Source organism: Flavonifractor sp. An9 (genome assembly GCF_002161245.1).
GTDB classification, from domain to species: domain Bacteria; phylum Bacillota; class Clostridia; order Oscillospirales; family Oscillospiraceae; genus Flavonifractor; species Flavonifractor avicola.
Genome location: NZ_NFHC01000001.1, coordinates 102852 through 128070, shown reverse-complemented (window position 1 = coordinate 128070; position 25219 = coordinate 102852). Strand labels below are relative to the sequence as shown.

General features: G+C 60.5%; 26 protein-coding genes and 1 other annotated feature. Of the genes, 13 read left to right on the top strand and 13 right to left on the bottom strand.

Features of this window, described 5'->3' with window-relative positions; genetic code table 11:
- Window position 1 precedes the first annotated feature (1 nt).
- From ssb to cysK, 6 genes are all read left to right on the top strand, one after another.
- A complete protein-coding gene (ssb, locus tag B5G40_RS00630; RefSeq protein ID WP_087269348.1) occupies window positions 2-484 on the top strand; it encodes a single-stranded DNA-binding protein in 483 nt (160 codons plus the stop codon).
- 75 nt (window positions 485-559) lie between these two features.
- The gene (gene rpsR / locus B5G40_RS00625; protein WP_007490771.1) at window positions 560-799 is read left to right on the top strand and encodes a 30S ribosomal protein S18; all 240 of its coding nucleotides are present in this window, start codon (window positions 560-562) and stop codon (window positions 797-799) included.
- Between the two features lie 224 nt (window positions 800-1023).
- Window positions 1024-2028: a methionine ABC transporter ATP-binding protein gene (locus B5G40_RS00620; RefSeq protein ID WP_087189290.1), complete on the top strand. Its 1005-nt coding sequence runs from the start codon at window positions 1024-1026 to the stop codon at window positions 2026-2028.
- A complete protein-coding gene (locus tag B5G40_RS00615; protein ID WP_087269345.1) occupies window positions 2021-2776 on the top strand; it encodes a methionine ABC transporter permease in 756 nt (251 codons plus the stop codon). Before B5G40_RS00620 ends, B5G40_RS00615 begins: the two co-directional genes overlap by 8 nt.
- 131 nt (window positions 2777-2907) lie before the next feature.
- Window positions 2908-3151 (top strand) — a binding site (T-box leader).
- A 71-nt stretch (window positions 3152-3222) separates the two neighbouring features.
- Window positions 3223-4116, top strand: coding sequence for a MetQ/NlpA family ABC transporter substrate-binding protein (locus B5G40_RS00610; protein ID WP_087269342.1), 894 nt, complete (start codon window positions 3223-3225; stop codon window positions 4114-4116).
- Window positions 4117-4246: 130 nt separating this feature from the next.
- Complete coding sequence (gene cysK, locus B5G40_RS00605; protein WP_087398430.1) at window positions 4247-5161, top strand: cysteine synthase A; 915 nt, start codon at window positions 4247-4249, stop codon at window positions 5159-5161.
- 42 nt (window positions 5162-5203) lie between these two features.
- On the opposite strand, the gene B5G40_RS00600 is transcribed toward cysK, so the two are convergent.
- Window positions 5204-5914 carry a helix-turn-helix domain-containing protein gene (locus B5G40_RS00600; RefSeq protein ID WP_087398429.1) on the bottom strand — a complete coding sequence of 237 codons (711 nt, stop codon included), beginning with the start codon at window positions 5912-5914 and terminating at the stop codon, window positions 5204-5206.
- Between the two features lie 72 nt (window positions 5915-5986).
- Window positions 5987-6433: an RrF2 family transcriptional regulator gene (locus B5G40_RS00595; protein ID WP_087189295.1), complete on the bottom strand. Its 447-nt coding sequence runs from the start codon at window positions 6431-6433 to the stop codon at window positions 5987-5989.
- A 294-nt stretch (window positions 6434-6727) separates the two neighbouring features.
- On the opposite strand from B5G40_RS00595, the gene aroF reads away from it, so the two are divergent.
- On the top strand, window positions 6728-7744 hold the full coding sequence (aroF, locus tag B5G40_RS00590) for a 3-deoxy-7-phosphoheptulonate synthase (RefSeq protein ID WP_087398428.1): 1017 nt from the start codon (window positions 6728-6730) through the stop codon (window positions 7742-7744).
- A 16-nt stretch (window positions 7745-7760) separates the two neighbouring features.
- Window positions 7761-8621 carry a prephenate dehydrogenase gene (locus B5G40_RS00585; RefSeq protein WP_087269328.1) on the top strand — a complete coding sequence of 287 codons (861 nt, stop codon included), beginning with the start codon at window positions 7761-7763 and terminating at the stop codon, window positions 8619-8621.
- A 37-nt stretch (window positions 8622-8658) separates the two neighbouring features.
- Here the strand turns inward: B5G40_RS00585 and B5G40_RS00580 are convergent, their stop codons facing one another.
- Together B5G40_RS00580 and B5G40_RS00575 are read right to left on the bottom strand one after the other, a co-directional pair.
- Complete coding sequence (locus tag B5G40_RS00580; protein WP_087329357.1) at window positions 8659-9609, bottom strand: LCP family protein; 951 nt, start codon at window positions 9607-9609, stop codon at window positions 8659-8661.
- A gap of 177 nt (window positions 9610-9786) precedes the next feature.
- Window positions 9787-10620 carry a C40 family peptidase gene (locus B5G40_RS00575; RefSeq protein ID WP_087398427.1) on the bottom strand — a complete coding sequence of 278 codons (834 nt, stop codon included), beginning with the start codon at window positions 10618-10620 and terminating at the stop codon, window positions 9787-9789.
- A gap of 106 nt (window positions 10621-10726) precedes the next feature.
- Between B5G40_RS00575 and B5G40_RS00570 the strand changes: the two genes are divergently transcribed.
- On the top strand, window positions 10727-11710 hold the full coding sequence (locus tag B5G40_RS00570; protein ID WP_087398426.1) for a helix-turn-helix transcriptional regulator: 984 nt from the start codon (window positions 10727-10729) through the stop codon (window positions 11708-11710).
- A gap of 1 nt (window position 11711) precedes the next feature.
- On the opposite strand, the gene B5G40_RS00565 is transcribed toward B5G40_RS00570, so the two are convergent.
- Both B5G40_RS00565 and B5G40_RS00560 read right to left on the bottom strand, forming a co-directional pair.
- Window positions 11712-12044, bottom strand: coding sequence for an arsenate reductase family protein (locus tag B5G40_RS00565; RefSeq protein WP_087398425.1), 333 nt, complete (start codon window positions 12042-12044; stop codon window positions 11712-11714).
- Window positions 12045-12047: 3 nt separating this feature from the next.
- A complete protein-coding gene (locus B5G40_RS00560; protein WP_087398424.1) occupies window positions 12048-12269 on the bottom strand; it encodes a DUF1653 domain-containing protein in 222 nt (73 codons plus the stop codon).
- Between the two features lie 344 nt (window positions 12270-12613).
- Between B5G40_RS00560 and B5G40_RS00555 the strand changes: the two genes are divergently transcribed.
- On the top strand, window positions 12614-14272 hold the full coding sequence (locus B5G40_RS00555) for a ribonuclease J (protein WP_164496938.1): 1659 nt from the start codon (window positions 12614-12616) through the stop codon (window positions 14270-14272).
- Window positions 14273-14580: 308 nt separating this feature from the next.
- Here the strand turns inward: B5G40_RS00555 and eno are convergent, their stop codons facing one another.
- The 5 genes from eno to B5G40_RS00525 form a co-directional block, all read right to left on the bottom strand.
- Entirely contained in the window at window positions 14581-15882 is a 1302-nt protein-coding gene (gene eno, locus B5G40_RS00550; RefSeq protein WP_087398422.1) for a phosphopyruvate hydratase, read from the bottom strand.
- A gap of 331 nt (window positions 15883-16213) precedes the next feature.
- Window positions 16214-17734, bottom strand: coding sequence for a 2,3-bisphosphoglycerate-independent phosphoglycerate mutase (gpmI, locus tag B5G40_RS00540; RefSeq protein WP_087398420.1), 1521 nt, complete (start codon window positions 17732-17734; stop codon window positions 16214-16216).
- A gap of 34 nt (window positions 17735-17768) precedes the next feature.
- Entirely contained in the window at window positions 17769-18542 is a 774-nt protein-coding gene (tpiA, locus tag B5G40_RS00535; protein WP_087187861.1) for a triose-phosphate isomerase, read from the bottom strand.
- 87 nt (window positions 18543-18629) lie between these two features.
- Window positions 18630-19901, bottom strand: coding sequence for a phosphoglycerate kinase (locus B5G40_RS00530; RefSeq protein WP_087329320.1), 1272 nt, complete (start codon window positions 19899-19901; stop codon window positions 18630-18632).
- Complete coding sequence (locus B5G40_RS00525; RefSeq protein ID WP_087269297.1) at window positions 19898-20392, bottom strand: tRNA (cytidine(34)-2'-O)-methyltransferase; 495 nt, start codon at window positions 20390-20392, stop codon at window positions 19898-19900. Before B5G40_RS00525 ends, B5G40_RS00530 begins: the two co-directional genes overlap by 4 nt.
- A 193-nt stretch (window positions 20393-20585) precedes the next feature.
- Between B5G40_RS00525 and proB the strand changes: the two genes are divergently transcribed.
- From proB to B5G40_RS00510, 3 genes are all read left to right on the top strand, one after another.
- On the top strand, window positions 20586-21398 hold the full coding sequence (gene proB / locus B5G40_RS00520) for a glutamate 5-kinase (RefSeq protein ID WP_087398419.1): 813 nt from the start codon (window positions 20586-20588) through the stop codon (window positions 21396-21398).
- Window positions 21399-21439: 41 nt separating this feature from the next.
- The gene (locus tag B5G40_RS00515; RefSeq protein ID WP_087398418.1) at window positions 21440-22687 is read left to right on the top strand and encodes a glutamate-5-semialdehyde dehydrogenase; all 1248 of its coding nucleotides are present in this window, start codon (window positions 21440-21442) and stop codon (window positions 22685-22687) included.
- A gap of 87 nt (window positions 22688-22774) precedes the next feature.
- Window positions 22775-23110 (top strand): hypothetical protein, encoded by a 336-nt coding sequence (locus B5G40_RS00510; RefSeq protein ID WP_087398417.1) that lies wholly within the window; start codon window positions 22775-22777, stop codon window positions 23108-23110.
- Between the two features lie 54 nt (window positions 23111-23164).
- On the opposite strand, the gene B5G40_RS00505 is transcribed toward B5G40_RS00510, so the two are convergent.
- Together B5G40_RS00505 and B5G40_RS00500 are read right to left on the bottom strand one after the other, a co-directional pair.
- Window positions 23165-23929: a class I SAM-dependent methyltransferase gene (locus tag B5G40_RS00505; RefSeq protein WP_087398416.1), complete on the bottom strand. Its 765-nt coding sequence runs from the start codon at window positions 23927-23929 to the stop codon at window positions 23165-23167.
- Between the two features lie 25 nt (window positions 23930-23954).
- Window positions 23955-25160 carry a class I SAM-dependent rRNA methyltransferase gene (locus B5G40_RS00500; protein ID WP_087398415.1) on the bottom strand — a complete coding sequence of 402 codons (1206 nt, stop codon included), beginning with the start codon at window positions 25158-25160 and terminating at the stop codon, window positions 23955-23957.
- Between the last annotated feature and the right edge of the window lie 59 nt (window positions 25161-25219).

Here is a 25219-nt window from a genome sequence, read left to right as displayed (position 1 = left end):
CATGCTGAACCGTATTATTCTCATGGGTCGTCTGACCCGTGACCCTGAACTCCGGCACACTCAGACCGGGACGGCTGTGGCCTCCTTCTCTCTGGCTGTGGACCGGGACTTTAAGGACAAGACCACCGGCGAAAAGGCCACCGATTTCATTGATATCGTGGCTTGGCGTCAGACGGCGGAATTTGTCTCCCGTTTTCTCACCAAGGGCCGTATGGCCGTGGTAGAGGGCCGGCTCCAGCTGCGTGACTGGACCGACCGGGACGGCAACAAGCGCCGCACTGCCGAGGTGGTGGCCGACAACGTGTATTTTGGCGACTCCAAGCGGGACGCCGAGGGCGGCGGATACAGCGCACCCTCCGGCGGCTACGGCACGCCCGGCGGCTATGCGCCCCCCGCGGCCCCTGTTGGCGGCGGCTATTCCGCCCCTGCCGGCGGCGACCAGTTTGCCGAACTCACTGAGGATGACGGCGAATTGCCCTTCTAAACCGAACACAGCGGCGGATGCCGCATCATTAAACAAGCCGGACTATAGGCCCGGAACAAGGGAGGTTTTCCAGTTATGGCTATGGATAGAGAGCGCCCCCGCGGCCGCAAGCGCCGCAAGGTCTGCACCTTCTGTGTGGACAAGGTGGAGCACATCGACTATAAGGACGCCGTGAAGCTGCGTCGGTTCCTGTCCGAGCGGAGCAAGATCCTGCCCCGCCGCACCACCGGCACCTGCGCCATGCATCAGCGTCAGCTCACTGAGGCCATCAAGCGTGCTCGTCAGATCGCGCTGCTGCCCTTCGTGACCGACTAATAGCGTCATTGAACAGCCGGGCCAATGGCCCGGCTGTTTCTTTTTGCTCTGACCATCCTCCAGTACCTCTGCAGGGGCCGATGCCCACATCGGCCCGTCTCTTCCCTCCCGAAACACCTTGACAGCCCGTCCCGGTTGTCATAGAATATTCCCGATGCAAACATCCCGGTGTTTTGTCAAAACCGGAGGTATTACATACAAATCAGACGAAGGAGAACAGACCTGTGATCGAACTGAAACACTTATCCAAGGTCTTTCCCACGGCGGACGGGGACTTTGAGGCCCTGTCGGATATCAACCTGACCATTGGGGACGGGGATATCTTTGGTATCGTCGGCATGAGCGGCGCGGGTAAATCCACCCTGGTGCGCTGCATCAACCTGCTGGAGCGACCCACCCAGGGAGAGGTCCTCATCGACGGAGAGAACCTGATGGAACTCTCCCCTGCCCGTCTGCGCCAGACCCGCCGGTCCATCAGCATGATCTTCCAGCAGTTTAACCTGCTGATGCAGCGGACCTGCCTGAAGAACATCTGCTTCCCCATGGAGATCGCCGGTGTTCCGGCGGCGGAGGCCAAAAAGCGAGCCCTGGAGTACCTGGATATCGTGGGCCTGCCTGACAAGGCCAATGCCTACCCCGCTCAGCTGTCCGGCGGCCAGAAGCAGCGCATTGCCATTGCCCGCGCTCTGGCTTCCAACCCCAAGATGCTGCTGTGCGATGAGGCCACCTCCGCTCTGGACCCCACCACCACCCGCTCCATCCTGAAGCTGATCCAGGATATCAATAAGCGCCTTGGCATCACTGTGGTGGTCATCACCCACGAAATGGCGGTGGTGGAGGAGATCTGCACCCATGTGGCCATTCTGGACCACGGCCATATGGTGGAGACCGGCACCGTGGAGGAGGTCTTCTCCAACCCCAAGACCGAGGCCGGCCGCAAGCTGGTGTTCCCCGAGGGCGCCCATATCGACCAGTTCCCCGTGGCCAGCGTGGTGCGGGTGGTGTTCAACGGCGGCTCCTCCTATGAGCCTCTCATCGCCTCTCTGGCCATCGACTGTGGGGTCAAGGTCAACATTCTGGGTGCCGATACCCGCAACGTGAACGGCAAGGCCTTCGGCTCCATGCTGCTTGGCCTGCCTGAGGACAAAACCGAGGCCGCTAAGGCCATGAACTATCTGCGCGCCCAGAAGGACGTGACTGTGGAGGAGGTGCCTGATTACCATGGCTGATCTGCTGCAAAATGAAGAGGTCCTCCGTCTGCTGGAGCTGAGCAAAAACGGCCTGCTCTTTGCCATTTGGGAGACTCTGTATGTAACGGTGATCTCCACCTTCTTTGCCTATGTCATCGGTCTGCCCCTGGGTGTCATCGCCGTGGTGGGTGAGCCCAATGGCGTGCTGCCCCTGCCCCGTCCGGTGATGGCGGTGCTGAATTTTGTGATCAACATTCTGCGTTCGGTGCCCTTCCTCATCCTGATGGTGGTGGTTATTCCCCTGTCCCGGCTGATCCTGGGCACCTCTATCGGCACGGTGGCCACCATTGTGCCTCTAATCGTGGCTGCCTTCCCCTTTGTGGCCCGACTGGTGGAGGCCTCTCTCCGTGAGGTGGACAGCGGCGTGGTGGAGGCCGCCCAGTCCATGGGCTGCTCTCCCTTCCAGATCATCACCAAGGTGATCCTGCCTGAGAGCCGTCCCTCCCTGATCTCCGGCTTCACCACCGCCTTCATCACCATCCTCAGCTACGGCGCCATGGCGGGCGCCATCGGCGGCGGCGGTCTGGGCTCCATGGCCCTGAATCTGGGCTACCAGCGCCGGATGAATATCATCCTGTGGGTGTCTGTGGTGGTGCTGGTCATTCTGGTGCAGATCTTCCAGTCCATCGGTACCCGGGCCTCTGTCCGGCTGGATAAGCGTATCCGCAGCACAGACCGGAAGAAGAAGCTCAAGACCAACCGGGCGGAAAAGTCCGGAATCCAATAATCATCTGTTTGGACGGGGTGCGCAAACTTTTTGGTATGCGCACCCCGTTCTTTTGTCGAAACTGTCTACTTGACGAATGAGTGAGGGAGGCATATACTAAATGCAACCCAAAGGGAACTGAATAACGCCCCTCAAACGCAATGAAGAGAAGAGTAACCAGAAAGATACGGCACAGAGAGCCCGGTATGGTGGGAACGGGTACGGAAGGTTTTGGTGAAGATGGTCTTGGAGCGGCGCACCGACTACCGTTTGGTATAGGCTGCGACGGGAGCGCCCGTCAGCGCGCAGGAGTATGACTGTACTCCATAAGGCCCCTGTCGTGAGGCAGAGGTGAAACAAGGTGGTACCACGAAGCGGAAAGCTCTCGTCCTTGAACATTCTTCAAGGGCGTTTTTTTGTACTCTGATTTGGGTAACACCTGTGAACATGAAAAGGAGAAATGTACCATGAAGAAGCTTGTCTCTCTGCTCCTGACCGGCGCTCTGTCTTTCGGCCTGCTGGCCGGCTGCGGCGGCGGCAACTCCGGCTCCGCCAACACCCCCGCCGGTAATTCCGAGACCCCCTCCGGCAACTCCGAGACCCCCGCTGTGGAGAACACCGCCTCTCTGGAGGGCACCACCATCAAGGTCGGCGCCACTCCCGCCCCCCACGCTGAGATCCTGGAGATAGCCAAGGGCATCCTGGCTGAGCAGGGCATCACCCTGGAGATCGTGGAGTTCAACGACTACATCCAGCCCAACCTGGCGGTGGAGAGCGGTGAGCTGGACGCCAACTACTTCCAGCACATCACCTACATGAACGAGTTCAACGTCAGTGACGGCACCCACCTGGTCAGCGCCGCCGAGATCCACTACGAGCCCTTCGGCCTGTATGCCGGCAAGACCGCCAGCATCGACGAACTGGCTGACGGCGCTCAGATCGCCGTGCCCAACGACACCACCAACGAGGCCCGCGCCCTGCTCCTGCTCCAGCAGGAGGGCCTGATCACCCTGAAGGAGGGTGCCGGCATCACCGCCACCAAGGCCGACATCGCCGAGAACCCCAAGAATCTGGACATCGTGGAGCTGGAAGCCAGCCAGCTGCCCGTCCGTCTGGGCGATGTGGATATGGCCGTCATCAACGGCAACTATGCCATCGACGCCGGCCTGAAGGTTTCCGATGCTCTGGCCGTTGAGTCCGCCGACGGCGAGGCCGCCCAGGCTTACGTCAACGTGCTGGCCGTCAAGGAGGGCCACGAGAACGATCCCGCCATCCAGGCTCTGGTGGAGGCCCTCAAGAGCGACGAGGTCAAGACCTTTATGGATGAGACCTACGAGGGCGCCGTTGTCCCCATGTTCTAATCTTTCCAGCATCTAAGCAAGGCCCGCCGGATGGCGGGCCTTGCTTATTGTCCAAAATTCCTATTGAATTCGTGGGATTTATGTGGTATGCTGATAGCAACCTGAGAAAAATGATGGGAGGCAATCTACCATGAAAATCGCCCATTCCATTCCTGAATTGATTGGCAATACCCCCCTGCTCCGTCTGGAGCGCTTTGCCCCCGGCGGCGGTATCCTGGGCAAGCTGGAGAGCTTTAATCCCCTGTCCTCCGCCAAGGACCGTGCGGGACTGTATATGATCCGGGCCGCTGAGGAAGCCGGCCTGCTGAAGCCGGGTGCCACCATCGTGGAGCCCACCAGCGGCAATACCGGCGTGGCCCTGGCCTATATCGGCCGCCAGCGGGGCTATCAGGTGGTGCTCACCATGCCTGAGACCATGAGCCAGGAGCGCCGCTCCCTGCTGTCCGCTCTGGGGGCAGAGCTGGTACTCACGGAGGGTGCTAAGGGCATGAGCGGTGCCATTGCCAAGGCCAAGGAGCTGCTGGAGGCCGACCCCTCCGCCTGGATGCCCGACCAGTTTAACAACCCCGCCAACGCCAAGGCCCATTATGAGACCACCGGCCCTGAGATCTGGCGGGATACCGATGGCACGGTGGACGTGTTGGTGGCCGGCGTAGGTTCCGGCGGCACCATCACCGGCGCGGGCCGTTTCCTGAAGGAGCAGAATCCCAACATCAAGGTCGTGGCGGTGGAACCCGCCGAGTCCGCCGTTCTGTCCGGCGGCCAGCCCGGCCCCCACAAGATCCAGGGCATCGGTGCCGGCTTCGTCCCTGGTACCCTGGATATGGGGGTGATAGACGAGGTCCTCCCCGTCCCCGGCGCAGAGGCCATTGCCTCCGCCAAGGAACTTGCCCGGGCCGAGGGTATTCTGGTGGGCATCTCCTCCGGTGCTGCCGCCTGGGCGGCCCGGGAGCTGTCCAAGCGGCCCGACTTCCAGGGCAAGACCATCGTAGCCGTTCTGCCCGACACCGGCGAGCGCTACCTCTCCACCGGCATCTACGCATAAAAAAGAAAGGACGCTGCTCACGCAGCGTCCTTTTTTCTTTCCTCAGCGTTTTGGAACCCCCAGCAGCCACAGGGCTGCGCCAGGGATGGCGCATATCTGAAGGCGGAGCACAAGGAATACCAACTGGCGATTCATGAGCCATATATACGCCGGGATCTGAGGAACTTCTACCAGCGCATCATAGGGCACGCCCAATGCGGTCTGGATCACCTGGATCAGTCCCACCACCAGCGGCGGAAGCAGCAGCACCACATATACCGCCATCAGAAGCAACACACCCCGCCGGGCCCAGGCCATCCACGTCCGCTCTTCCGGCGGCCGGATCACCCGCAGCAGCCACAGCCCCTGAAGAGCGCACCAGCCCAATATCAGCCATAAGGCGGGCCTCAGCAAACCGTTGGTAAGGGCGGTCACCAGCACCGCCCCTACATTGCCACGCTTTAGCATCTCATTCAGCCACGGTGCAGGAAGCGTCAGCAGCAGAAAAATCGCCGCCAGGGTCAGACAGCCCACTGCCAGCCGCTTGGCCTCCCGCTGCTTGTCCTGCTCCACAGGCAGGCCGTACAGCACCTGATTTACATCAGTCTCCAGCGCCTGGGCGATCCTGACCAGCATCTCAATGTCCGGCCCGCTCCTGCCCGTCTCGTAGTTAGACACCGTCTGTCGGGTAACAAATAGAGCTTGCGCCAGTTCCTCCTGGGTCATGCCCTTTTTCTCCCGCAGCGTCCTGATGTTCTTTCCAATATCCCGCATATCCGCTCACCTCGTCTACAGGATAAGCCGGACCTTCGGATTTGTCACGCAAAGAACCTTTTACATAGGAACTCAGTCGGCGTTTTCGCAACTCTCCGGACACTTCTCCTGATGCCGGCGGACCAGATCGGCCAGGGTCACATGATCCACCACCCCGGATACCGCAGCCTGGATCTCCCTCCAAATCTCCACGGTAACGCACCTGTCTGCCCGTCCGCACCGGCACACATCGTCGGCATCGGCACAACTCACCGGAGCCAGATTACCCTCCAGCACCCGCAGGATCTCGCCTACCGTGTATTCCTCCGGCTCCCGGGTCAACAGGTAGCCGCCGCCGGCGCCCCGCACCGAGCGCACCAGACCAGCCCGAGAGAGCTGGGTCACAATCTGCTCCAAATATTTGTCGGAAATATCCTGCCGCTGGGCCACATCCCGCAGAGGCACCGCAGTACCGTGGCTATGGAGCGCCACGTCCAGCATCAGCCGCAGGGCATATCGTCCCTTGGTAGAAATTTTCATACGATCCCTCCTGACTTTTCAAATATAATACCATAATACTGGTAGGATTTCAAGCAAAATTTCCCCTTGACTTTCGCACCAAAAAGTGCTAAAGTCTCTTTCAAAGGAAGGAGCGTGCCCGTCATGCTGAAGCGTACCGGTTATGGATACGGCTATTACCGCTGCTATTTTGCCAGCGGTGTTTCTGCCTGCCCATAACCGGCTGACCGGGTTTCGTTCTGATAACGGACGGAAAAGATCCGCAGCTGCCTTTGGGCGGCTGCGGATCTTTTGTATTTGGAAAGGAGAACACATATGGTCGTTATTATGAAGCGGGGCTTTACCCCCGAGGAACTGGAAAAAGCCATCCTCACCATGGAGGAGGGCGGCGTCAAGGTCATGGTGTCCAAAGGCGCTGAGACCACCATTTTGGGTGCCGAAGGCAATGCCGACGGCATTGACCAGGAGAAGCTGTCCCTGCTGCCCGGCGTGGACCGGGTGATGCGGGTCACCGAGCCCTATAAGAAGGCCAACCGGAAGTACCACCCGGAGGATACGATCATCGACCTGGTGGGCGGCGCTCTGGTGGGCGGCGAGAAGCTGGCCGTCATTGCCGGTCCCTGCTCGGTGGAGAGTGAGGAGCAGATCGTGGGCGTGGCCCAGGCCGTCCAGGCCGCCGGAGCCGCCGCCCTGCGTGGAGGCGCCTTCAAGCCCCGCACCTCCCCCTACTCCTTCCAGGGCATGGGCAATGACGGCATCCGGCTGCTTCAGGAGGCCCGCGCAGTCACCGGCCTGCCCATCGTCACCGAGATCATGTCCACCGACAACGTGGAGATGTTCGAGATGTGTGTGGACGTGATCCAGGTGGGTGCCCGGAATATGCAGAACTTCGACCTTCTGAAGCAGCTGGGCAAGACCACCAAGCCCATTCTGCTCAAGCGCGGTCTCTCCTCCACCATCGAGGAGTGGCTCATGTCCGCCGAGTACATCATGGCCGGCGGCAACGAAAAGGTCATCCTGTGTGAGCGGGGCATCCGCACCTTCGAGACCTTCACCCGCAATACTCTGGATCTGTCGGCAGTGCTGGCGGTGAAGCAGCTGTCCCACCTGCCGGTGGTGGTGGACCCCTCCCACGCCTGCGGCAAAGCCTGGATGGTGGAGCGGATGAGTATGGCGGCCCTGGCTGCCGGGGCCGACGGCCTCATTGTGGAGGTCCATAACGATCCTCCCCATGCCCTCTGTGACGGGGCCCAGTCCATCACCCCCGCCCAGTTTGACGCTCTGATGGACAAGCTGCGTACCCTGGCCCCCTGCGTGGGCCGTACCCTGTAAAAAGGAGAGTCCCGGTATGAAAAAAACACTTGTTATCGTGGGTCTCGGTTTAATCGGCGGCTCCATGGCTCTGGCCCTGAAGGGCTTTGAGGACTATGAGATCGTAGGCGTGGACGTGTCTCAGCCCACCCTGCGCTACGCCAGCGAACACGGCGTGGGCGACCGGGTCACCGAGTACGCCGCCGATGTGATCCCCCAGGCCGATGTGGTGGCTCTGGCCCTTCATCCCCAGGGCATCCTGGACTTTCTGCACACCTACAAAGACCAGTTCAAGCCCGGCGCACTGGTGTGGGACGTATGCGGCGTTAAGTCGGCCATTCTGGAGGGAGCAAACTGTCTGCCCGACACGGTGGACTTCATTGGCTGCCATCCTATGGCTGGTACTGAGTTCTCCGGCGTGGAACACGCCTTTGCCGAGCTGTTTCAGGGCTCTCACTTCCTGCTGATCCCCCGGGAAACCAGCCAGCCGGAGCACCTGGCCCTGTTGGAACGTCTGGCCGCCTATATGGGCTGCAAGGACGTCCATCGCACCACCGCCCAGGCTCACGATGCCCTCATCGCCTATACCAGCCAGGTGATGCACATTATCGCCGTGGCGGTGTGTGATGACCCCACCCTCTTTGACTGCAAGGGCTACGAAGGCTCCTCCTTTCGTGGCTGTACCCGGGTGGCCGCTCTGGATGTGGGACTGTGGACCCAGCTTTTCTCCCTCAACCAGCCCGCTCTGCTGGAGGTACTGGACCGGCTCATCGGCAATCTTCAGTCCTACCGGGAGGTGCTGGCCACCGGCGACCGGAAGGCCCTGGCAGAGAAGCTGGCCTTCTCCGCCGCCCGCAAGCGGCAGATGGACCTGCCCGGTCCTGATCTGCTGGAGTAAATCAAAAGGACGTGCCTTTGAGGCACGTCCTTTTTGATTATTGATATTGAAAGATATTCATATCCTCCAGAGTCAGATCCTGGTCGTAGGGATTGATGAGCTGGTTGACGGTCTCCAGCGTCTCCTCCGGGTAGAGCTGATAGCAGTATTGGCCCCAGCCGGGATAGTAGGTATTTCCGTCTCCAGTGAGGGTAGCACTGGTCATGCCGTTCTCAAAGTCAAAGCCCAGAGCAGGCTCCGCAAACCATAGCATCTCACCAAACTCCAGGTTGGTGTTCACATACTCCAGGAAGATCTCGATATAGCGGTTAATCTTCTGGGGGTTAGACAGCGCTTTTTTCAGAATGGTGCCGATCAGCTGCTGCTGGGTCCTGGTACGCCCAATGTCGTTGTCCGGATAGGCGGAGTAGATGTTGTTGGGATAGGTGCCAGGACCATCGGAGTTTTTCCGGCACCGGGCCACGTTAAGCACGTCCTGCCCGTCCAGATGCTGGAGGCCCGGCTCATAGTGGATGTGCAGATCCTGGGTGGGATCGTCGTAGGCCATGTGGACGGGCACGTTGAACTCAATACCCCCCAACTCATCCACCAGCTCCTTGAATCCATCCATGTTGACTCCCACATAGAAGTCAATGGGGATACCCAGCATATCGGAAATGGTATCCCGCAGAACCTCGATCCCCTGCTGGTAGACCGCGTTCAGCTTGCCGCTCTCCACCAGGGTATCTCTGGGGATGGATACCATGCCCACCGTCTGCGCCACCGTATCGTAGGTACAGACGATCATAGTATCGGCATTGCTGCCCACCTGGTCCTTGGCCACCAGCAGAAAGGTATAGGTATAAGGTTTCCTCTGCCGGCCTGTGGTGGGCTCAGCACTGGTCCCCGGCTGAGCAGGTTCCGGCGTGGGCTCCGCCGCCATTTCCGGCTCCTTGGCCAGCAGCTTGTAGACGCAGAACAGCGTCACGATCAAAGCTGAGATGACCACAAGGATTCCATAAAAAATCTTCGCCGCCCGCCGTGCCGGGGAAGTCCGGCGGCGACGTTTCTTTCGGTGTGTCTGGGCCACTGAGGCGCGCCCCTTTCTCCAATCGCATTATGTCAACAAACAGTATCAGTATAGAGGAGAATGGCCCATCTGGCAAGTGTTTGCCGCAAATTTTTATCAAGTTGTCAGATTCTCCCCTCCCAGTGGAAAGACAGTGCCCGCCGTCAGCAGCTTTTCCCGCAGATCCGCCCGGTAGTCAGGCTGTGCCGGGTCCAGGCTGTTGATCACCACCCCGTCGCTGCCCGCTCGGGCAGTGGAGTGGATATACCTTCCCTCCCCCAGATAGAGGGCGATGTGCCCCGGAAAATAGAGCAGATCGGCAGGCCGGCAGGCCTCCAGAGGAATGGGCCGGACCGGGTACCCCGGCACAATGCGAGCATCCCGGTAGAGGAGCACTCCACTGAAAAACCAGGACATAAAAGTAAGCCCCGAACAGTCGATTCCCATGGGGGACTTTCCGCCCCAGCGGTACTGGGTGCCCAGATAGCTCCTGGCCCGCTCCACCACCCTGGCCCGGAGCTGTTCCTCCGGCAAATCACAGGGTTTAGCGCAATATTCCTCCAGGAAACTACCTTTTGTATAGCCTTTGCGTCCATCTGGCAGTTCAATCAGCCGCCAGCCCTCGGGAACAGCTTCCTCTATGGCAGCGGTCAGACTGCCCCGGGGCAGGGTAGTCAGCACCGGCCGCTCCACTTCCGGCCCGGCCAGTACATCGGCAAAGGGCGCGGTCACCACCATCTTCCCCTGAAGGGGCCATTCCCCCGCCGGGGCCAGCTGCTCCCGCCGCACCCAGCCGGAATAGCCGTAGTGGGTACGGACCCGCCACCAATCCCCCTGGGCTTCCTCCGGTCCATAGACCGGCCAACCCATCAGGATCTCATCTACCCGCTCTTTCTCCCCACCCGGTCCCGCATGAAGGGGGCAGAGGGGAACTGCTGCAACATATATCATAGGCCCTCGCAATCTCCACCCATTTGTGGTATGCTGAATGTACGGTTTATGGGACAGTAAATGTGATAGTCTAACCGGTAACACGGCAATAAAGGGGGTCGCTTCCATGCCGAAAAGCGCCAATCAAAAGTTGAAACTGCTCTGTCTGTGCAAGCTGTTGTGGGAGAGCACCGACGAGGAGCACACCCTTACCGTCCCTGAAATCATCTCCCGTCTGGAGGAGTGGGACATCAAGGCCGAACGGAAGAGCATCTACTCCGATATGGAAGCCCTGCGCCAGTTTGGGCTGGATGTGCAGTGCCGGAAGGGCCGCTCGCCGGGCTGGTTTTTGGGGGAGCGCCCCTTCCAGCTGGCGGAGCTGAAGCTGCTGGTGGACGCGGTCCAATCCTCCCGCTTCATCACCCAGCGGAAGAGCAGCCAGCTGATCCACAAGCTGGAGTCCCAGGCCAGCATCCACCATGCCCGTCAGCTCCAGCGCCAGGTCTATGTGGACCGTCGGGTAAAGACCATGAACGAGAGCATCTATTACACCATCGACAAGCTCCATACCGCCATTGCAAACCGGAAAACTGTGACTTTTCTCTACTTTGAGTATAACGTCCGCAAGGAAAAGGTGTTCCGCCATGATGGCCGCCGATACACCGTCTCCCCTGCCGGTCTGATCTGGGACAACGAGAATTACTATCTGGCCGGCTATGACCACCGCTCCAAGGAACTGCGCCACTATCGGGTGGACAAAATGGCCGATCTGGCCGTCACCTGCCTGCCCCTCACCGGGGTGCCGGAACACTTTGATATGGCAGCCTATGCGGGAAAACACTTCGGTATGTTCTCCGGCCGGGAGGGACAGGTCACCCTGCGCTGCCGCTCCAGCCTGGTGGGCGTGGTGCTGGACCGCTTCGGCCTGGATGCCATTCTGGTGCCTGACGGAGAGGATCATTTTACCGTTACCGTCTCTGCTGTGGTCAGCCCCCAGTTTTTAGGCTGGCTCTTCGGCCTGGGGGATGGGGTGCAGCTGCTCCGGCCCCAGTGGGCGGTGGAGGCCCTTCAGCAGCAGCTTTCTGCGGTAACCGGACTGTACCAGAGCTGACTCAGCTCCAGCTCTCCCATACCTCCGGGCAGTAACCCACGGTGGCCTGCTTGCCGTTGCGCACGATGGGGGTCTTGAGCAGCTTGGGGTTGTCCAGCAGCTTGTCCACCTTGTCGGCGTCATAGGCCAGATAGTTGAGCAGGGCGGCGTCCGGATGCTTCTGATCAATGAGGTTATTCAGTCCCACCGCATTGACCACGCTTTTCAGCTCCCCGGCGCTCATACCGTACTTACCCAGATCCACCGCCTGGAACTTGATGCGTCGCTCCTTGAACCAGCGCTCCGCTTTTTTCGTGTCAAAGCATTTGTTCTTTCCAAAAATCTGAATGTTCATGGCTTACTCTCCTATATAGGTGAACCGGGGGCCCTGATAGCCGTCCCGCTCCAAAATCTCATTCCACATGGCCGCCGGCCGCACCCAGATGCCCCGCTCCCCATAGAGGGCCTGATAGACCACCATGGGCTCCAGAGTCTCCGAATGGCGGGCCACATAGAGCAACTGATATTCGTTGCCCTTAAAGTGGCGGTAACGGCCAGGCCGCAGTTGCGCCTCTTCCATTCATTCCACGCTCCTTTCCATTTTCTTCGGTATTGTATCATATCTGCACCTCCAGAACAACCAAGGGAAACCCTGTCGCAAAATAATGGTATACTTTCCCCGGTTTGCGTGGTATAATACAGATGCTAATTATGGCTTTATGCGCAATATTGCGCTTTGAATAAGGCAAGGACACAGCATGGATAGAGGCGCCAGGCGGTGCATGGCCGTTCCCTTTTTCCGGCGAGGCAGGGCCGGAAAGAGCGGAATACCACCGCTTTTCTTTTTGTGCGCTCAGATCCGGACCGTGCCCACTGATAAATACGAAAAACGGATTGATTGTAAAGGAGTGTAGTAAGACTTTTATGGCTGAAAAACTGAAAATCATTTCTCTGGGTGGTCTGAACGAGATCGGCAAAAACCTGACCGTCTATGAATACGGCGGGGATATGATCATCGTGGACGTAGGTATGGGCTTCCCGGATGACGATATGTACGGCATTGACGTAGTCATCCCCGACTTTTCCTACTTGATCAAGAACAAGGACCGTATTCGGGGTATCTTCCTGACCCACGGTCACGAGGACCACATCGGTTCCATCCCCTATCTTCTGCGGGATGTGAACGTCCCCATCTACGCCACCCGGATGACGGCCGGCCTGGTGAAGCTGAAGCTGGAGGAGCACCGTCTTGTGAACAAGACCAAGCTCATCACCTGTGAAGCGGGCGAGACCGTGAAGGCGGGCAAGTTCACCGTGGAGTTTATCCACGTGAACCATTCCATCGCCGACGCCTGCGGCTTTGCCATCAAGTGCGCCGTGGGTACCGTCATCCATACCGGTGACTTCAAGATCGACCCCACCCCCATCCAGGGTGGTATGATCGACCTGGGCCGTCTGGGGCAGTTGGGCAAGGAGGGCGTTCTGGCCCTGTTGGCCGACTCCACCAATGTGGAGCGTCCCGGCTTCACCAAGAGCGAGCGCAGCGTAGGCGATTCCTTCGACGCTCTGTTCCGGGGCTGTGAGCAGCGCATCATTATCACCACCTTTGCCTCCAATGTGGACCGCATCCAGCAAATCATTGATGTAGCCGCCCGGTATGGCCGCAAGGTGGCGGTGACCGGCCGCTCCATGGAGAACGCCATGAAGGTGTCCACCGAGCTGGGCTATATGAAGATTCCCGACGGCGTGCTGGTGGATCTGGCTCACATCAAGAGCCTGCCCAAGAACAAGATCTGCATCATCACCACCGGCAGCCAGGGCGAGACCATGTCGGCCCTCACCCGTATGGCCTTCAACACCCACCGCCAGGTGGATATCCAGGCCGGTGACCGGGTGATTCTCTCCGCCTCCGCCATTCCCGGCAATGAAAATGCCATTGGCAGCGTGATCAACGAGCTCTACCGCAAAGACGCCGAAGTGGTGAACGAGCGGGAGCGTGCCCTCCATGTGTCGGGCCACGCCTGTCAGGAGGAGCTGAAGATCATCCACGCTCTGGTGAAGCCCAAATTCTTCATCCCCGTTCACGGCGAGCAGCGGATGCTGAAGATCCACGCCAAGCTAGCCCAGCAGATGGGCATGAACCCCAAGAATATCATCATCAGCGACATCGGCAAGGTCATCGAGCTGACTCCCAACTCCGCCAAGATCAACGGCACTGTGCCCGCCGGTCGGGTATTCGTGGACGGCTATGGCGTGGGCGATGTGGGCAGCGTGGTGCTGCGGGACCGCAAGCATCTGGCCGAGGACGGCATGATCGTGGTGGTGGTGTCCATGTCCGGGGAGGACGGCTCCGTGGTGTCTGGCCCCGATATCATTACCCGCGGCTTTGTCTATGTGAAGGAGTCCGAGGGTCTGATGGAGGAACTGCGGAAGGTGGCCATTACGGCGCTGGAGAACTGCCAGCGGGACAGTCTCACCGACTGGGCCGCCATCAAGTCGGAGATCAAAAACTCCATGTCCAACTTCCTGTACAAGAAAACCAAGCGCAACCCCATGATCCTCCCGGTCATTATGGAGGTCTGATGCAAACAATGAAAGCGGCTGCCGCAGATGCGGCAGCCGCTTTTTTATATAAAAAACGGGTCCGCTGCCATTGGCAGCGGACCCTTGTGCTTGTCAAAACTTACTTCAGGTTGAAGAAAGCGTCCTTGCCCAGGTACTGAGCCACATCGCCCAGCAATCCCACAGAAAGCTGTAGCTTTCTGCGGGGGCCCAAAACGCTTGTACGGCGCAAAGCGCCGCCCCATCCATGATGGGGCCCAGGAGGAGCCGGGCGATACAAAAAACGGGGCCGCTGCCATTGGCAGCGGCCCCGTTGTGCTTGTCGAAACTTACTTCAGGTTGAAGAAAGCGTCCTTGCCCAGGTACTGAGCCACATCGCCCAGTTCCTCCTCGATGCGGAGCAGCTGGTTGTACTTGGCCACACGGTCGGTGCGGCTGGGAGCGCCGGTCTTGATCTGGCCAGCGTTCAGAGCCACAGCGATGTCGGCAATGGTGGCGTCCTCGGTCTCGCCGGAGCGGTGAGACACGATGGCGGTGTAGCCGGCGCGGTTGGCCATCTGGATGGCGTCCAGGGTCTCGGTCAGGGTGCCGATCTGGTTGACCTTGATCAGGATGGAGTTGGCAACCTTCTTCTCAATGCCGGTAGCCAGACGGGTGACGTTGGTGACGAACAGGTCGTCGCCCACCAGCTGCACCTTGTCGCCGATGGCCTTGGTCAGCATAGCCCAGCCTTCCCAGTCGGTCTCGGCCATGCCGTCCTCCAGGGAGATGATGGGGTAGGTCTCGGCAAACTTCTTCCACATATTGACCAGCTGCTGCTGAGTCATCTTCTTGCCGGACTTGGGCTGGATATAGCACTTCTCTTCCTCGTTCCACCACTCGGAAGAAGCGGCGTCGATGGCGATCATGAAGTCCTCGCCGGGCTTGAAGCCGGCCTCCTCGATGGCCTTCACGATGACCTTCAGAGCGTCCTCGTCCTTCTTCAGGTTGGGAGCGTAGCCGCCCTCGTCGCCCACGCCGGCGGCAGGAGTGCCGTTCTCCTTCAGGGTGGTCTTCAGCTTGTGGAAGACCTCGGCGCACATCCGCAGAGCCTCACGGAAGCAGCAGGCGCCCACGGGCATGATCATGAACTCCTGGATCTCCACGTTGTTGGTGGCGTGAGCGCCGCCGTTGAGGATGTTCATCATAGGCACGGGCAGAACCTTGGCGTTGACGCCGCCAATGTAGTTGTACAGGGAGGTGCCCAGGCTCTCGGCAGCAGCCTTGGCGCAGGCCAGGGAAGCGCCCAGGATGGCGTTGGCGCCCAGCTTGGTCTTGTTGGGGGTGCCGTCCAGAGCGATGAGAGCCTTATCGATAGCGGTCTGGTCCAGCACGTTCATGCCCACCAGGCACTCGGCGATCTCGGTGTTGACGTTCTTCACAGCGGTGAGGACGCCCTTGCCCAGGTAACGGCTCTTGTCGCCGTCGCGGAGCTCACAGGCCTCATAGATGCCGGTAGAAGCGCCGGAGGGCACAGCAGCGCGGCCCACGGTGCCGTCTTCCAGATAAACCTCAACCTCAACGGTGGGGTTGCCGCGGCTGTCCAGGATCTCACGGCCCAGAACGTCAACGATCTCGATGATCTGCTTCATGGTAAAAAACTCCTTTCGTATTGGCGGCGGGGGATGACCCCCGCCATACAGGGGTATCGGATTGTGGGGGGCGGGCCTTCGGCCCGCCGGGTCAATATTTGGTACGGCGGAACTTCCGCCGGATACCGCTTAGTTGAGGATCAGAGTTTCGCCATCCATCTCTGCGGGCTTCTCCAGGCACCCCACGCGGCAGGCCGCGCGGGGACCCCGGATCTTTTTATCTGCTCGGGGCAAGTGAATTGCCCCGGCATCAAGCTTTTGGCCTTCGGCCAAAACGCTTGGACGGCGCAAGCGCCGCCCGCCTCCGGCGGGGATGGGCCTTGAAAAGCCCTTAGTTCAGAATCAAGGTTTCGCCATCCATCTCTGCGGGCTTTTCCAGGCCCATCAGATCCAGCATGGTGGGGGCGATGTCGGCCAGGCGGCCGTCCCGCAGCTTCACGTCGGCGCCCACGATGTAGAAGGGCACCAGATTGGTAGTGTGGGCGGTGTAGGGAGTGACCCCGTCGTCGTCCAGCATCCGGTCGGCGTTGCCGTGGTCGGCGGTGATGAGGGTCACGCCGCCCATCTTGGTGGTGGCCTCCACCACCTTGCCCACGCCCTCGTCCACGGCCTCCACGGCCTTCACAGCGGCGTCAAACACGCCGGTGTGACCCACCATGTCGCAGTTGGCGAAGTTGAGGATGATGACGTCGTACTTGCCGCTCTCGATGCGCTTAACGGCCTCCTCGGTGACCTCGGGTGCACTCATCTCGGGCTGCAGGTCATAGGTGGCCACCTTGGGAGAGGGGATCAGGCACCGATCCTCGCCAGGGAAGACCTGCTCGGCGCCGCCGTTGAAGAAGAAGGTCACATGGGCGTACTTCTCAGTCTCGGCGATGCGCAGCTGGGTGTAGCCCTGGCGGGCAATATACTCGCCAAAGATGTTCTCCAGCTCCCGGTGGGGGAAGGCAATGAGCACATTGGGCATGGTAGCGTCGTACTCGGTGGTGCAGACGTAAGTCACGGGGAAGTAACCCTTCTTCCGCTCCACGTCGGTGAAGGCGGGGTCCACAAAGCAGCGGGTGATCTCCCGGGCCCGGTCGGGGCGGAAGTTCATGAAGATGATGGAGTCGCCCTCCTTCACCTTGCCCTCCTTGGTGCACACGATGGGCTCCACGAACTCGTCGGTGACGCCGGCATCATAGGACTTCTGTACACCGTCCACAGGATCGGCGTTCTCAGTGCCCACACCCAGCACGATGGCGTCATAGGCCCGCTGCAGGCGGTCCCAGCGCTTATCGCGGTCCATGGCGTAGAAGCGGCCCATAACGGTGGCCACCTGGCCCACGCCCAGCTCCTTGCACTTGTTCGCCAGCTGCTCCACGTACTCCTTGCCGGAGGCGGGGGGCACGTCACGGCCATCCAGGAAGCAGTGGACGAACACCTTGTGCAGGCCGCGCTTCTTGGCCATCTCCAGCAGGGCGAAGATGTGGGTGATGTGGCTGTGGACGCCGCCGTCGGACAGCAGGCCGAACACGTGCAGTGCGCCGTCCCGCTCCTTGCAGTCGTCCATAGCCTCGATATAGGCCTCATTCTCAAAGAAGGTGCCGTCCTGAATGGACTTGGTGATCCGGGGCAGGTCCTGGAACACCACCCGGCCTGCGCCGATGTTGGTGTGACCCACCTCGGAGTTACCCATCTGTCCCTCAGGCAGGCCCACATCCATGCCGGAAGCCGCCAGCTTGCAGCCGGGGTTCTCGGCAAAGATCTTGTCCAGATTGGGGGTGTGGGCGGCGGCGATGGCGTTGCCGGTCTTGTCGCCCCGCAGGCCGAAGCCGTCCATGATAATGAGGGTAGTCGGTGTTTTACTCATAGTTTACCTCTGTTCTCTGCACAAAAGCGGGGGCTTATTCCTGATTGGCAGCGTTGATGATCTGCACGAAGTCGGGGGCCTTCAGGGAAGCGCCGCCGATGAGGCCGCCGTCCACGTCGGGCTGAGCCAGCAGCTCCTGGGCGTTCTTGGCATTCATGGAGCCGCCGTACTGGATGGTGACGGAGCGGGCCACGCGGGCGCCGTACAGCTTGCGGATGACGGCACGGATGGCCTCGCACACCTCGTTGGCCTGCTCGGCAGTGGCGGTCTTGCCGGTGCCGATGGCCCAGATGGGCTCATAGGCGATGACCACATGACGCATCTTGTCGGCGGGCACACCGGCCAGAGCGGCCTTCACCTGATAGGAGATCAGGTCCATGGTGACACCCAGCTCACGCTGCTCCAGGCTCTCGCCCACGCACACGATGGGGTACAGGCCAGCCTCCAGGGCGGCGTGGACCTTCTTGTTGACGGTGAAGTCGGTCTCATTGTAGTACTGACGGCGCTCGGAGTGGCCGATGATGACGTACTTCACGCCGATCTCCTTGAGCATCTCAGGAGAAACCTCGCCGGTGAAGGCGCCGTGGGACTCATAGTGGCAGGTCTCGGCGCCGATGGCCACGCGGCTCTCCTTGAAGAGGCGCACAGCGGCCTGGAGGTTCACAGAGGGCACGCACAGCACAACCTCGCACCACTTGGGCTTGCCGATGAGGGGCTTGAGCTCCTCAGCAAAGGCGCGGGTCTCGGAGAGGGTCTTGTTCATCTTCCAGTTGCCGGCAATGATGGTCTTGCGATATCTTCTGTTCATGGGTAAATGGGCCCCTTTCTTCAAATCTTCTCTCTTAGGTTTAGACCCGGTTGGGCCTGATGTCACGCTGTAGCAGCGCTTATCTATTTAGGCGTCCAGCAGGCAAGCCACGCCGGGCAGCTCCTTGCCCTCCATAAACTCCAGGGAAGCGCCGCCGCCGGTGGAGATGTGGGTCATCTTATCGGCATAGCCCAGCTGCTGCACAGCGGCAGCGGAGTCGCCGCCGCCAATGATGGTGATGGCGTTGCTGTTGCTCAGGGCCTCGGCCACAGCCTGGGTGCCCTTGGCAAAGGCGGGGAACTCAAACACGCCCATGGGGCCGTTCCAGATCACAGTGCCCGCATCCTTCACGGCGTCAGCGTAGGCGGCGATGGCCTTGGGGCCAATGTCCATGCCCATGCAGTCGTCGGGGATGTTCATGCTGTCCACCAGGATGGGCTCGGCGTCGGCAGAGAACTCCTTGGCGCAGATGGTATCCTCGGGCAGGAGCAGCTTGACGCCCTTCTCCTTGGCCTTCTTCATCATGTCGTTGCAGTAGTCCAGCCAGTCCTCTTCCAGCAGGGACTTGCCGATGGAGCCGCCCTGAGCCTTGAGGAAGGTGTAGGTCATGCCGCCGCCGATGATGATGGTGTCGGCAATCTCCAGCAGGTTGTTGATGACGCCGATCTTGGAGGACACCTTGGAGCCGCCCAGGATAGCCACCAGGGGACGCTTGGGATTGGCCAGAGCGCCACCGATGATCTCCAGCTCCTTCTGGATCAGGAAGCCGGACACGGCGGGCAGGTAGGCAGCCACACCGGCGGTGGAGGCGTGAGCGCGGTGGACGGCGCCGAAGGCGTCGGACACATACACCTCAGCCATATCAGCCATGGCCTTGGCCAGAGCGGGATCGTTCTTGGTCTCACCCTTCTCAAAGCGGGTGTTCTCCAGCAGCAGGATCTGGCCGGGCTGGAGAGCGGCGGCCTTGGCCTGGGCGTCGGGGCCCACCACATCGGAGGCCATGATGACCTCACGGCCCAGCAGCTCGCTCAGGCGCTTGGCCACAGGAGCCAGAGACAGCTTGGCCAGGGACTTCTTCCACTCCTCCTCGGTGATGGAGGCGGGGTCCTTGCCCTTCTCGGCCTGCTTCTTCACATAGGAGTCAAAAGTAGCCACGGGCTTGCCCATATGAGAGCAGGCGATGACGGCGGCATTCTGATCCAGCAGGTACTGGATGGTGGGCAGGGCCGCGCGGATGCGCTTGTCGTCGGTGATGACGCCGCTGCCGTCCTTGGCCATGGGCACGTTAAAGTCGCAGCGCAGCAGTACCTTCTTGCCGGCTACGTCGATGTCTTTTACGGTTTTCTTGTTGTAGTTCATACTATACTAGCTCCTTTCATCTCGCCTTCCCCGGTCAATCCGGGAAAATCCAGTTGTCGCAGGGCTTCGTACGCTAGGATCGCCGCTGAGTTGGAAAGATTGAGGCACCGGGCCTCCGCCCGGATTGGGATACGAATACAGCGCTGGCGGTATTTCTCCCGGAAGGCCTCCGGCAGCCCGGCGGTCTCCTTACCGAAGATGAGATAGCACCCATCCCGGAACGTGGCCTCTGTATAGGGCCTCGGGGCTTTGGAGGTGGCCAGCCAGATATCCTCTGCGCCGGTTTTCTGAAAGAAGTCCTCCAGATTTTCATACACCCGCAGATCCACCAGATGCCAGTAGTCTAAGCCGGCCCTTTTTACGGCTTTATCACTGATATCAAAGCCTAACGGCTTAATCAGGTGGAGTCGAATCCCGGTAACAGCGCAGGTACGCGCAATGTTGCCGGTGTTTTGGGGTATTTCCGGTTCGTAGAGCACGATATTCAGCATTTTATTCCCTCTTTACACCTCTATCACTGTTCAGCGCAGGCTATTGTACTCCAAAATTCCGTGGATTTCAACCGCAAAAGCATGAAAAAGTGGTAAAACGTATAGTTTTCTTTGCGCAAACCATCACTTCTTTCCTTTACTGCATTGCGAAACTGTGGTATGATGCTCTCAGACGCAAGATCAGGCAAGGAGGATGAACGCTTTGCAGCGCAAGAAAGAGATACATCGATTGGTGGTCAAGGTGGGTACTTCCACCCTCACCCGGGACACCGGGAGCCTCAATCTTCAAAATATGGAACGACTGGCCAGGGTGCTCTCCGATCTGGAGGGGATGGGCTATCAGGTAGTGTTGGTTTCGTCCGGCGCCATCGGCATCGGCACCAAGAAGCTGCGGCTGGATGCCCGCCCCACCGAGCTGCGGATGAAGCAGGCCACCGCCGCCGTGGGCCAGTGCATGATGATGCACATCTACGACAAGCTTTTCGCAGAGTATAACCGCACCGTGGCTCAGATCCTGCTCACCGGCGAGGATGTAGACGCCCCCGTCCGGTCGGAGCACCTGCACAACACCTTTGAGGCCCTGCTGGAGCTGGGGGTCATCCCGGTGGTCAACGAGAACGACTCGGTGTCCTCAGCGGAGATCGAGACCGGCCAGTGCAAGGTGCTGGGCGACAACGACACCCTGTCCGCCATCGTGGCCCGGCTGTGCGGGGCCGACCTGCTGGTGCTGCTCAGCGACATTGACGGACTGTACGACGCCGACCCCCGCACCCATCCCGAGGCCCAGCTGATCCACCATGTGGAGGCTGTCACCCCGGAGCTGCGGGCCATGGCCGGCGGCGCCGGCACCTGGCGGGGCACCGGTGGCATGGCCACCAAGCTCAACGCCGCCCAGATCGCTCTGGACGCCGGTATCGAGATGGTCATTGCCAATGGCAGCAACATCGAGTCTCTTTATGATATTGTAAACGGCGCCGACATCGGCACCCGCTTCGCCGCCCTCTGAATTCCCTCGCCCAACCTTATACATAAAAGGAGTGACAAGTTATGACGCAGCTGGAAATGCAGGGTCTGGCCGCCAAAAACGCCAGCCGGGTGCTCTCCATTGCGGGCACCGCTAAGAAGAACGCCGCCCTGGAGGCCATCGCCTCCGCTCTGGAGGCCCGCCAGGAGGAAATTCTGGCCGCCAACCAGGAAGATATGACCGCCGCCAAAGCCGCCGGAATGCGCCCCTCCCTCCAGGACCGGCTGGCGCTGGACGGCTCCCGCATCGCAGGTATCGTGGACGGTGTGCGGCAGGTGGCCACCCTTCCCGATCCCATCGGTGAGACCACCAAGATGTCCACCCGGCCCAACGGCCTGGTCATCGGCAAGCGCCGGGTGCCTCTGGGTGTCATTGGCATCATCTATGAGGCCCGGCCCAACGTCACTGTGGACGCCGCCGCCCTCTGCCTGAAGTCGGGCAACGCCGTCATTCTCCGGGGCGGCAAAGAGGCCTTTCACTCCAACCAGGCCTTTGTCTCCATCATGCGGGACGCCCTGGAATCCGCCGGCCTGCCCCGGGACTGCGTGGCCCTGGTCACCGACACCACCCGCCAGAGTGCCACAGAGCTGATGAACCTGACGGAGTACCTGGACGTGCTCATCCCACGGGGTGGCGCTGGTCTCATTAAAAATGTGGTAGAGCACGCCAAGGTGCCGGTAATCCAGACCGGCGTGGGTGTGTGCCATGTGTATGTCCACGGGGAGGCCGACCTGGATATGGCCGCCCGTATCATCCACAATGCCAAGACCTCCCGGCCCTCGGTGTGCAACGCCGCTGAGTGCCTGCTGGTGGACCGGGCAGTGGCCCGTGACTTCCTGCCCATGGCCTGGCAGCTGCTCCAGACCAAGAACGTGGAACTGCGGGGCTGCCCCGAGACCCGGGCCATCCTGGGCGACTTCGTGGTCCCCGCCACCGAGGAGGATTGGGACACCGAGTTCGGCGACTATATCCTGGCCGTTAAGGTGGTGGGCGGCTTTGACGAGGCGGTGGAGTTCATCCACGCCCACGGCACCGGCCACTCCGAGGCCATCGTCACCAACAACTACTTTGCCGCCCAGCAGTTCCTGGACCGGGTGGACGCGGCAGCGGTGTATGTCAACGCCTCCACCCGCTTCACCGACGGCAACGAGTTCGGTCTGGGCGCCGAGATCGGCATCTCCACCCAGAAGATGCACGCCCGGGGTCCTATGGGCCTGGAGGAGCTGACCTCCAGCAAATTTGTCATCTACGGCACCGGCCAGATCCGCTGAGCATAGGATGGAGCGGCCCCATACTGAATTCTTGTTACATACGGCGGGCAGCAATGCCCGCCGTATGAATTTGTAGGGGGTGCTTCCATGCTGGAACGCCAGATCAAGCCGGAGGGCGGCGTGGTGTACTGCGACCTGGGCAAACTGTGCCCGGAGGCAGGGCAGATCATCGACTGCTCCATGACGCTGGCCGGGGTGCTGCCGGAGCGGCGGGTGGCTCTGGCAGCCGAGCTGATGGACGGGGATACCTGTCTGGGGGCCCGGCTGTTCACCATTCCGCCCCACCATGAGGGGGCGGCCGCCGACCTGCGGCTCACCGGCCTGCGCTTCTATCTGCCCCAGGGGGCCGACCATCCCCTCACCCTGCGGGCCGACGCCCATTATGTGGACCGGAACGAGCGCTGTCTGCTGCCCGAACCATAAAGAAAGGCCGCTGCCTGCAGGCAGCGGCCTTTCTTGTTTGATCTTCACAGCGCCCTATTCCCCATTTCCCGGCCGGCCCATATAGGCCACGGTTTTGTTGGGGATGCACAGCACCTTGTTTCGGGCATAGCGGTCAAAGAGCTCCGTCAGGGCTTCCAGATAGGACGCATAGTCCTTGTCGCCCGGTCTGAGCGAATAGGAGCCGGACAGGCTGCGGCTGATAAAGCGGACTCTGTCGTAGCAGAGCGGGTTCTCATATTCCATATACGTATACGAGCCTCCGAAGAACTGCCTGATCCGGATATCATCCCTCTGAATTCCCCCGCCAAAGCCCTGAAAAGCGGGACAGTACCGGCGGAAAATTTCAAAGCAGGCCTGATTTACCGGGTCCGTCATTCCCCGCATATTCCATATCAGAAGGGCCTTGCCCTCTTTTTTCAGGATGCGGCCGCACTCCTTCTGAAAGGCACGGGGATCAAACCAGTGAAACGCTTGGGCCGCCGTCACGAAATCCACCGACCCGTCTGCCAGCGTCGTGCTGCCGGCCGTGCCGTCCACAATGCGGCAGTTGGGATATGCCGCCAATTCCCTGCCGGCGGCGGCCCGCATGTCGCCGTTGGGCTCCACACAGTACACAAAGCTCCCCCTGTCCAGAAGCTGCCTGGCAAACTTGCCGGTGCCCGAGCCGATGTCCCCTACCACCGACCGCTCCGAAAAACCATAGCGGGTGTACAGAGCCTCCAGGAGGGCCTCCGCGTAGGACGGCCTGCCCCTGGCATATACATCCGCCAAACCGCTGAACTTCCTGGTCCCGTCCATGGCCTTCTCCTTTCCGCCGGTCAGCTTACCGCTCGTCGCACACCTGGAAGATATAGAACTTCAGATAGAGGGACTGATCCGCCCCCCACAGCACCGGGTGGTCGGCGGCCTGGGTGCGGTACTCCACCTGCCGCAGGCGGCGGTGGGCGTCCCGGGCGGCCTCTCCGATGGTCTTGGCCAGCAGCTCGGGGGTCATGAAGTGGGAGCAGGAGCAGGTGGCCAGATAGCCTCCGTTTTTCACCAGCTTGATGCCCCGCAGGTTGATCTCCCGGTAGCCGGTCACCGCCTTCTTGACAGAAGCCCGGGACTTGGTAAAGGCCGGCGGGTCCAGGATCACCAGGTCAAATTTTTCGCCCTTTCTCTCCAGCTCAGGCAGCAATTCAAAGACATCGTAGCACTCAAAGCGCACCCGGTCGCTCATGCCATTTAGCTCCGCATTGCGGGTGGCCTGATCCACACCCAGTTGGGAGGCGTCCACCCCCAGCACCTCTCGTGCGCCACCTTTGGCGGCGTTGAGGGCAAAGGCGCCGGTGTGGGTGAAGCAGTCCAGCACTCGTCCTCCCTTGGCCAGAGGCTGGATGGCCAGCCGGTTGTACTTCTGGTCCAGGAAGAAGCCGGTTTTCTGGCCCTCGGCTACATCCACCTGGTACCGGACCCCGTTTTCCATAATTTCCACCACCGGGTCGAAGGGCTCGGACAGGAAGCCCTTCACCCGCTCCATGCCCTCCTTCAGGCGCACCTTGGCATCGCTGCGTTCATAGATGCCCCGGATGGCGATGCCGTCCTCGGCCAGAATATCCACAAGCAGCTTCAAAATGGTGGATTTCATCCGGTCAATGCCCAGAGCCAGAGACTCCACCACCAGCACGTCCGAGAACTTATCCACCACCAGGCCGGGCAGGAAGTCGGCCTCACCGAAGATGATGCGGCAGGAGGAGGTGTCCACCGTGTCCTTGCGGTACTGCCAGGCAGCCCGCACCCGCATCTCCAGAAAAGCCTCGTCAATCACGGTGTCCGCTTTCCGGGACAGTACCCGCACCGTGATGGTGGAGGTGCGGTTGAGGAAGCCCACACCCAGGGGGTAGCCGTTGTAGTCCTCAATGCGGATCACGTCGCCGTCGGCGGGCTGCCCCACGATCTCACCGATCTCATTGTCATAGATCCAGGGGCCGCCGGCCTTGAAAGCCCGGCCCTCTCCCCGCTTCAGGCGGATAGCAGGTATATCAGCCATACACAAAATCCTCTCTATTCAAAATGGGGCGGGGCAGAGCCCCGCCCCATTGGGTTTTA

Bases quoted from the DNA above. Each gene is read 5' to 3' on its own strand.
- ssb (WP_087269348.1), top strand. From the start codon at position 2: ATGCTGAACCGTATTATTCTCATGGGTCGTCTGACCCGTGACCCTGAA.
- rpsR (WP_007490771.1), top strand. From the start codon at position 560: ATGGCTATGGATAGAGAGCGCCCCCGCGGCCGCAAGCGCCGCAAGGTC.
- B5G40_RS00615 (WP_087269345.1), top strand. From the start codon at position 2,021: ATGGCTGATCTGCTGCAAAATGAAGAGGTCCTCCGTCTGCTGGAGCTG.
- B5G40_RS00610 (WP_087269342.1), top strand. From the start codon at position 3,223: ATGAAGAAGCTTGTCTCTCTGCTCCTGACCGGCGCTCTGTCTTTCGGC.
- cysK (WP_087398430.1), top strand. From the start codon at position 4,247: ATGAAAATCGCCCATTCCATTCCTGAATTGATTGGCAATACCCCCCTG.
- B5G40_RS00600 (WP_087398429.1), bottom strand. From the start codon at position 5,914: ATGCGGGATATTGGAAAGAACATCAGGACGCTGCGGGAGAAAAAGGGC.
- B5G40_RS00595 (WP_087189295.1), bottom strand. From the start codon at position 6,433: ATGAAAATTTCTACCAAGGGACGATATGCCCTGCGGCTGATGCTGGAC.
- aroF (WP_087398428.1), top strand. From the start codon at position 6,728: ATGGTCGTTATTATGAAGCGGGGCTTTACCCCCGAGGAACTGGAAAAA.
- B5G40_RS00585 (WP_087269328.1), top strand. From the start codon at position 7,761: ATGAAAAAAACACTTGTTATCGTGGGTCTCGGTTTAATCGGCGGCTCC.
- B5G40_RS00575 (WP_087398427.1), bottom strand. From the start codon at position 10,620: ATGATATATGTTGCAGCAGTTCCCCTCTGCCCCCTTCATGCGGGACCG.
- B5G40_RS00570 (WP_087398426.1), top strand. From the start codon at position 10,727: ATGCCGAAAAGCGCCAATCAAAAGTTGAAACTGCTCTGTCTGTGCAAG.
- B5G40_RS00565 (WP_087398425.1), bottom strand. From the start codon at position 12,044: ATGAACATTCAGATTTTTGGAAAGAACAAATGCTTTGACACGAAAAAA.
- B5G40_RS00560 (WP_087398424.1), bottom strand. From the start codon at position 12,269: ATGGAAGAGGCGCAACTGCGGCCTGGCCGTTACCGCCACTTTAAGGGC.
- B5G40_RS00555 (WP_164496938.1), top strand. From the start codon at position 12,614: ATGGCTGAAAAACTGAAAATCATTTCTCTGGGTGGTCTGAACGAGATC.
- eno (WP_087398422.1), bottom strand. From the start codon at position 15,882: ATGAAGCAGATCATCGAGATCGTTGACGTTCTGGGCCGTGAGATCCTG.
- gpmI (WP_087398420.1), bottom strand. From the start codon at position 17,734: ATGAGTAAAACACCGACTACCCTCATTATCATGGACGGCTTCGGCCTG.
- tpiA (WP_087187861.1), bottom strand. From the start codon at position 18,542: ATGAACAGAAGATATCGCAAGACCATCATTGCCGGCAACTGGAAGATG.
- B5G40_RS00530 (WP_087329320.1), bottom strand. From the start codon at position 19,901: ATGAACTACAACAAGAAAACCGTAAAAGACATCGACGTAGCCGGCAAG.
- B5G40_RS00525 (WP_087269297.1), bottom strand. From the start codon at position 20,392: ATGCTGAATATCGTGCTCTACGAACCGGAAATACCCCAAAACACCGGC.
- proB (WP_087398419.1), top strand. From the start codon at position 20,586: ATGAACGCTTTGCAGCGCAAGAAAGAGATACATCGATTGGTGGTCAAG.
- B5G40_RS00515 (WP_087398418.1), top strand. From the start codon at position 21,440: ATGACGCAGCTGGAAATGCAGGGTCTGGCCGCCAAAAACGCCAGCCGG.
- B5G40_RS00510 (WP_087398417.1), top strand. From the start codon at position 22,775: ATGCTGGAACGCCAGATCAAGCCGGAGGGCGGCGTGGTGTACTGCGAC.
- B5G40_RS00505 (WP_087398416.1), bottom strand. From the start codon at position 23,929: ATGGACGGGACCAGGAAGTTCAGCGGTTTGGCGGATGTATATGCCAGG.
- B5G40_RS00500 (WP_087398415.1), bottom strand. From the start codon at position 25,160: ATGGCTGATATACCTGCTATCCGCCTGAAGCGGGGAGAGGGCCGGGCT.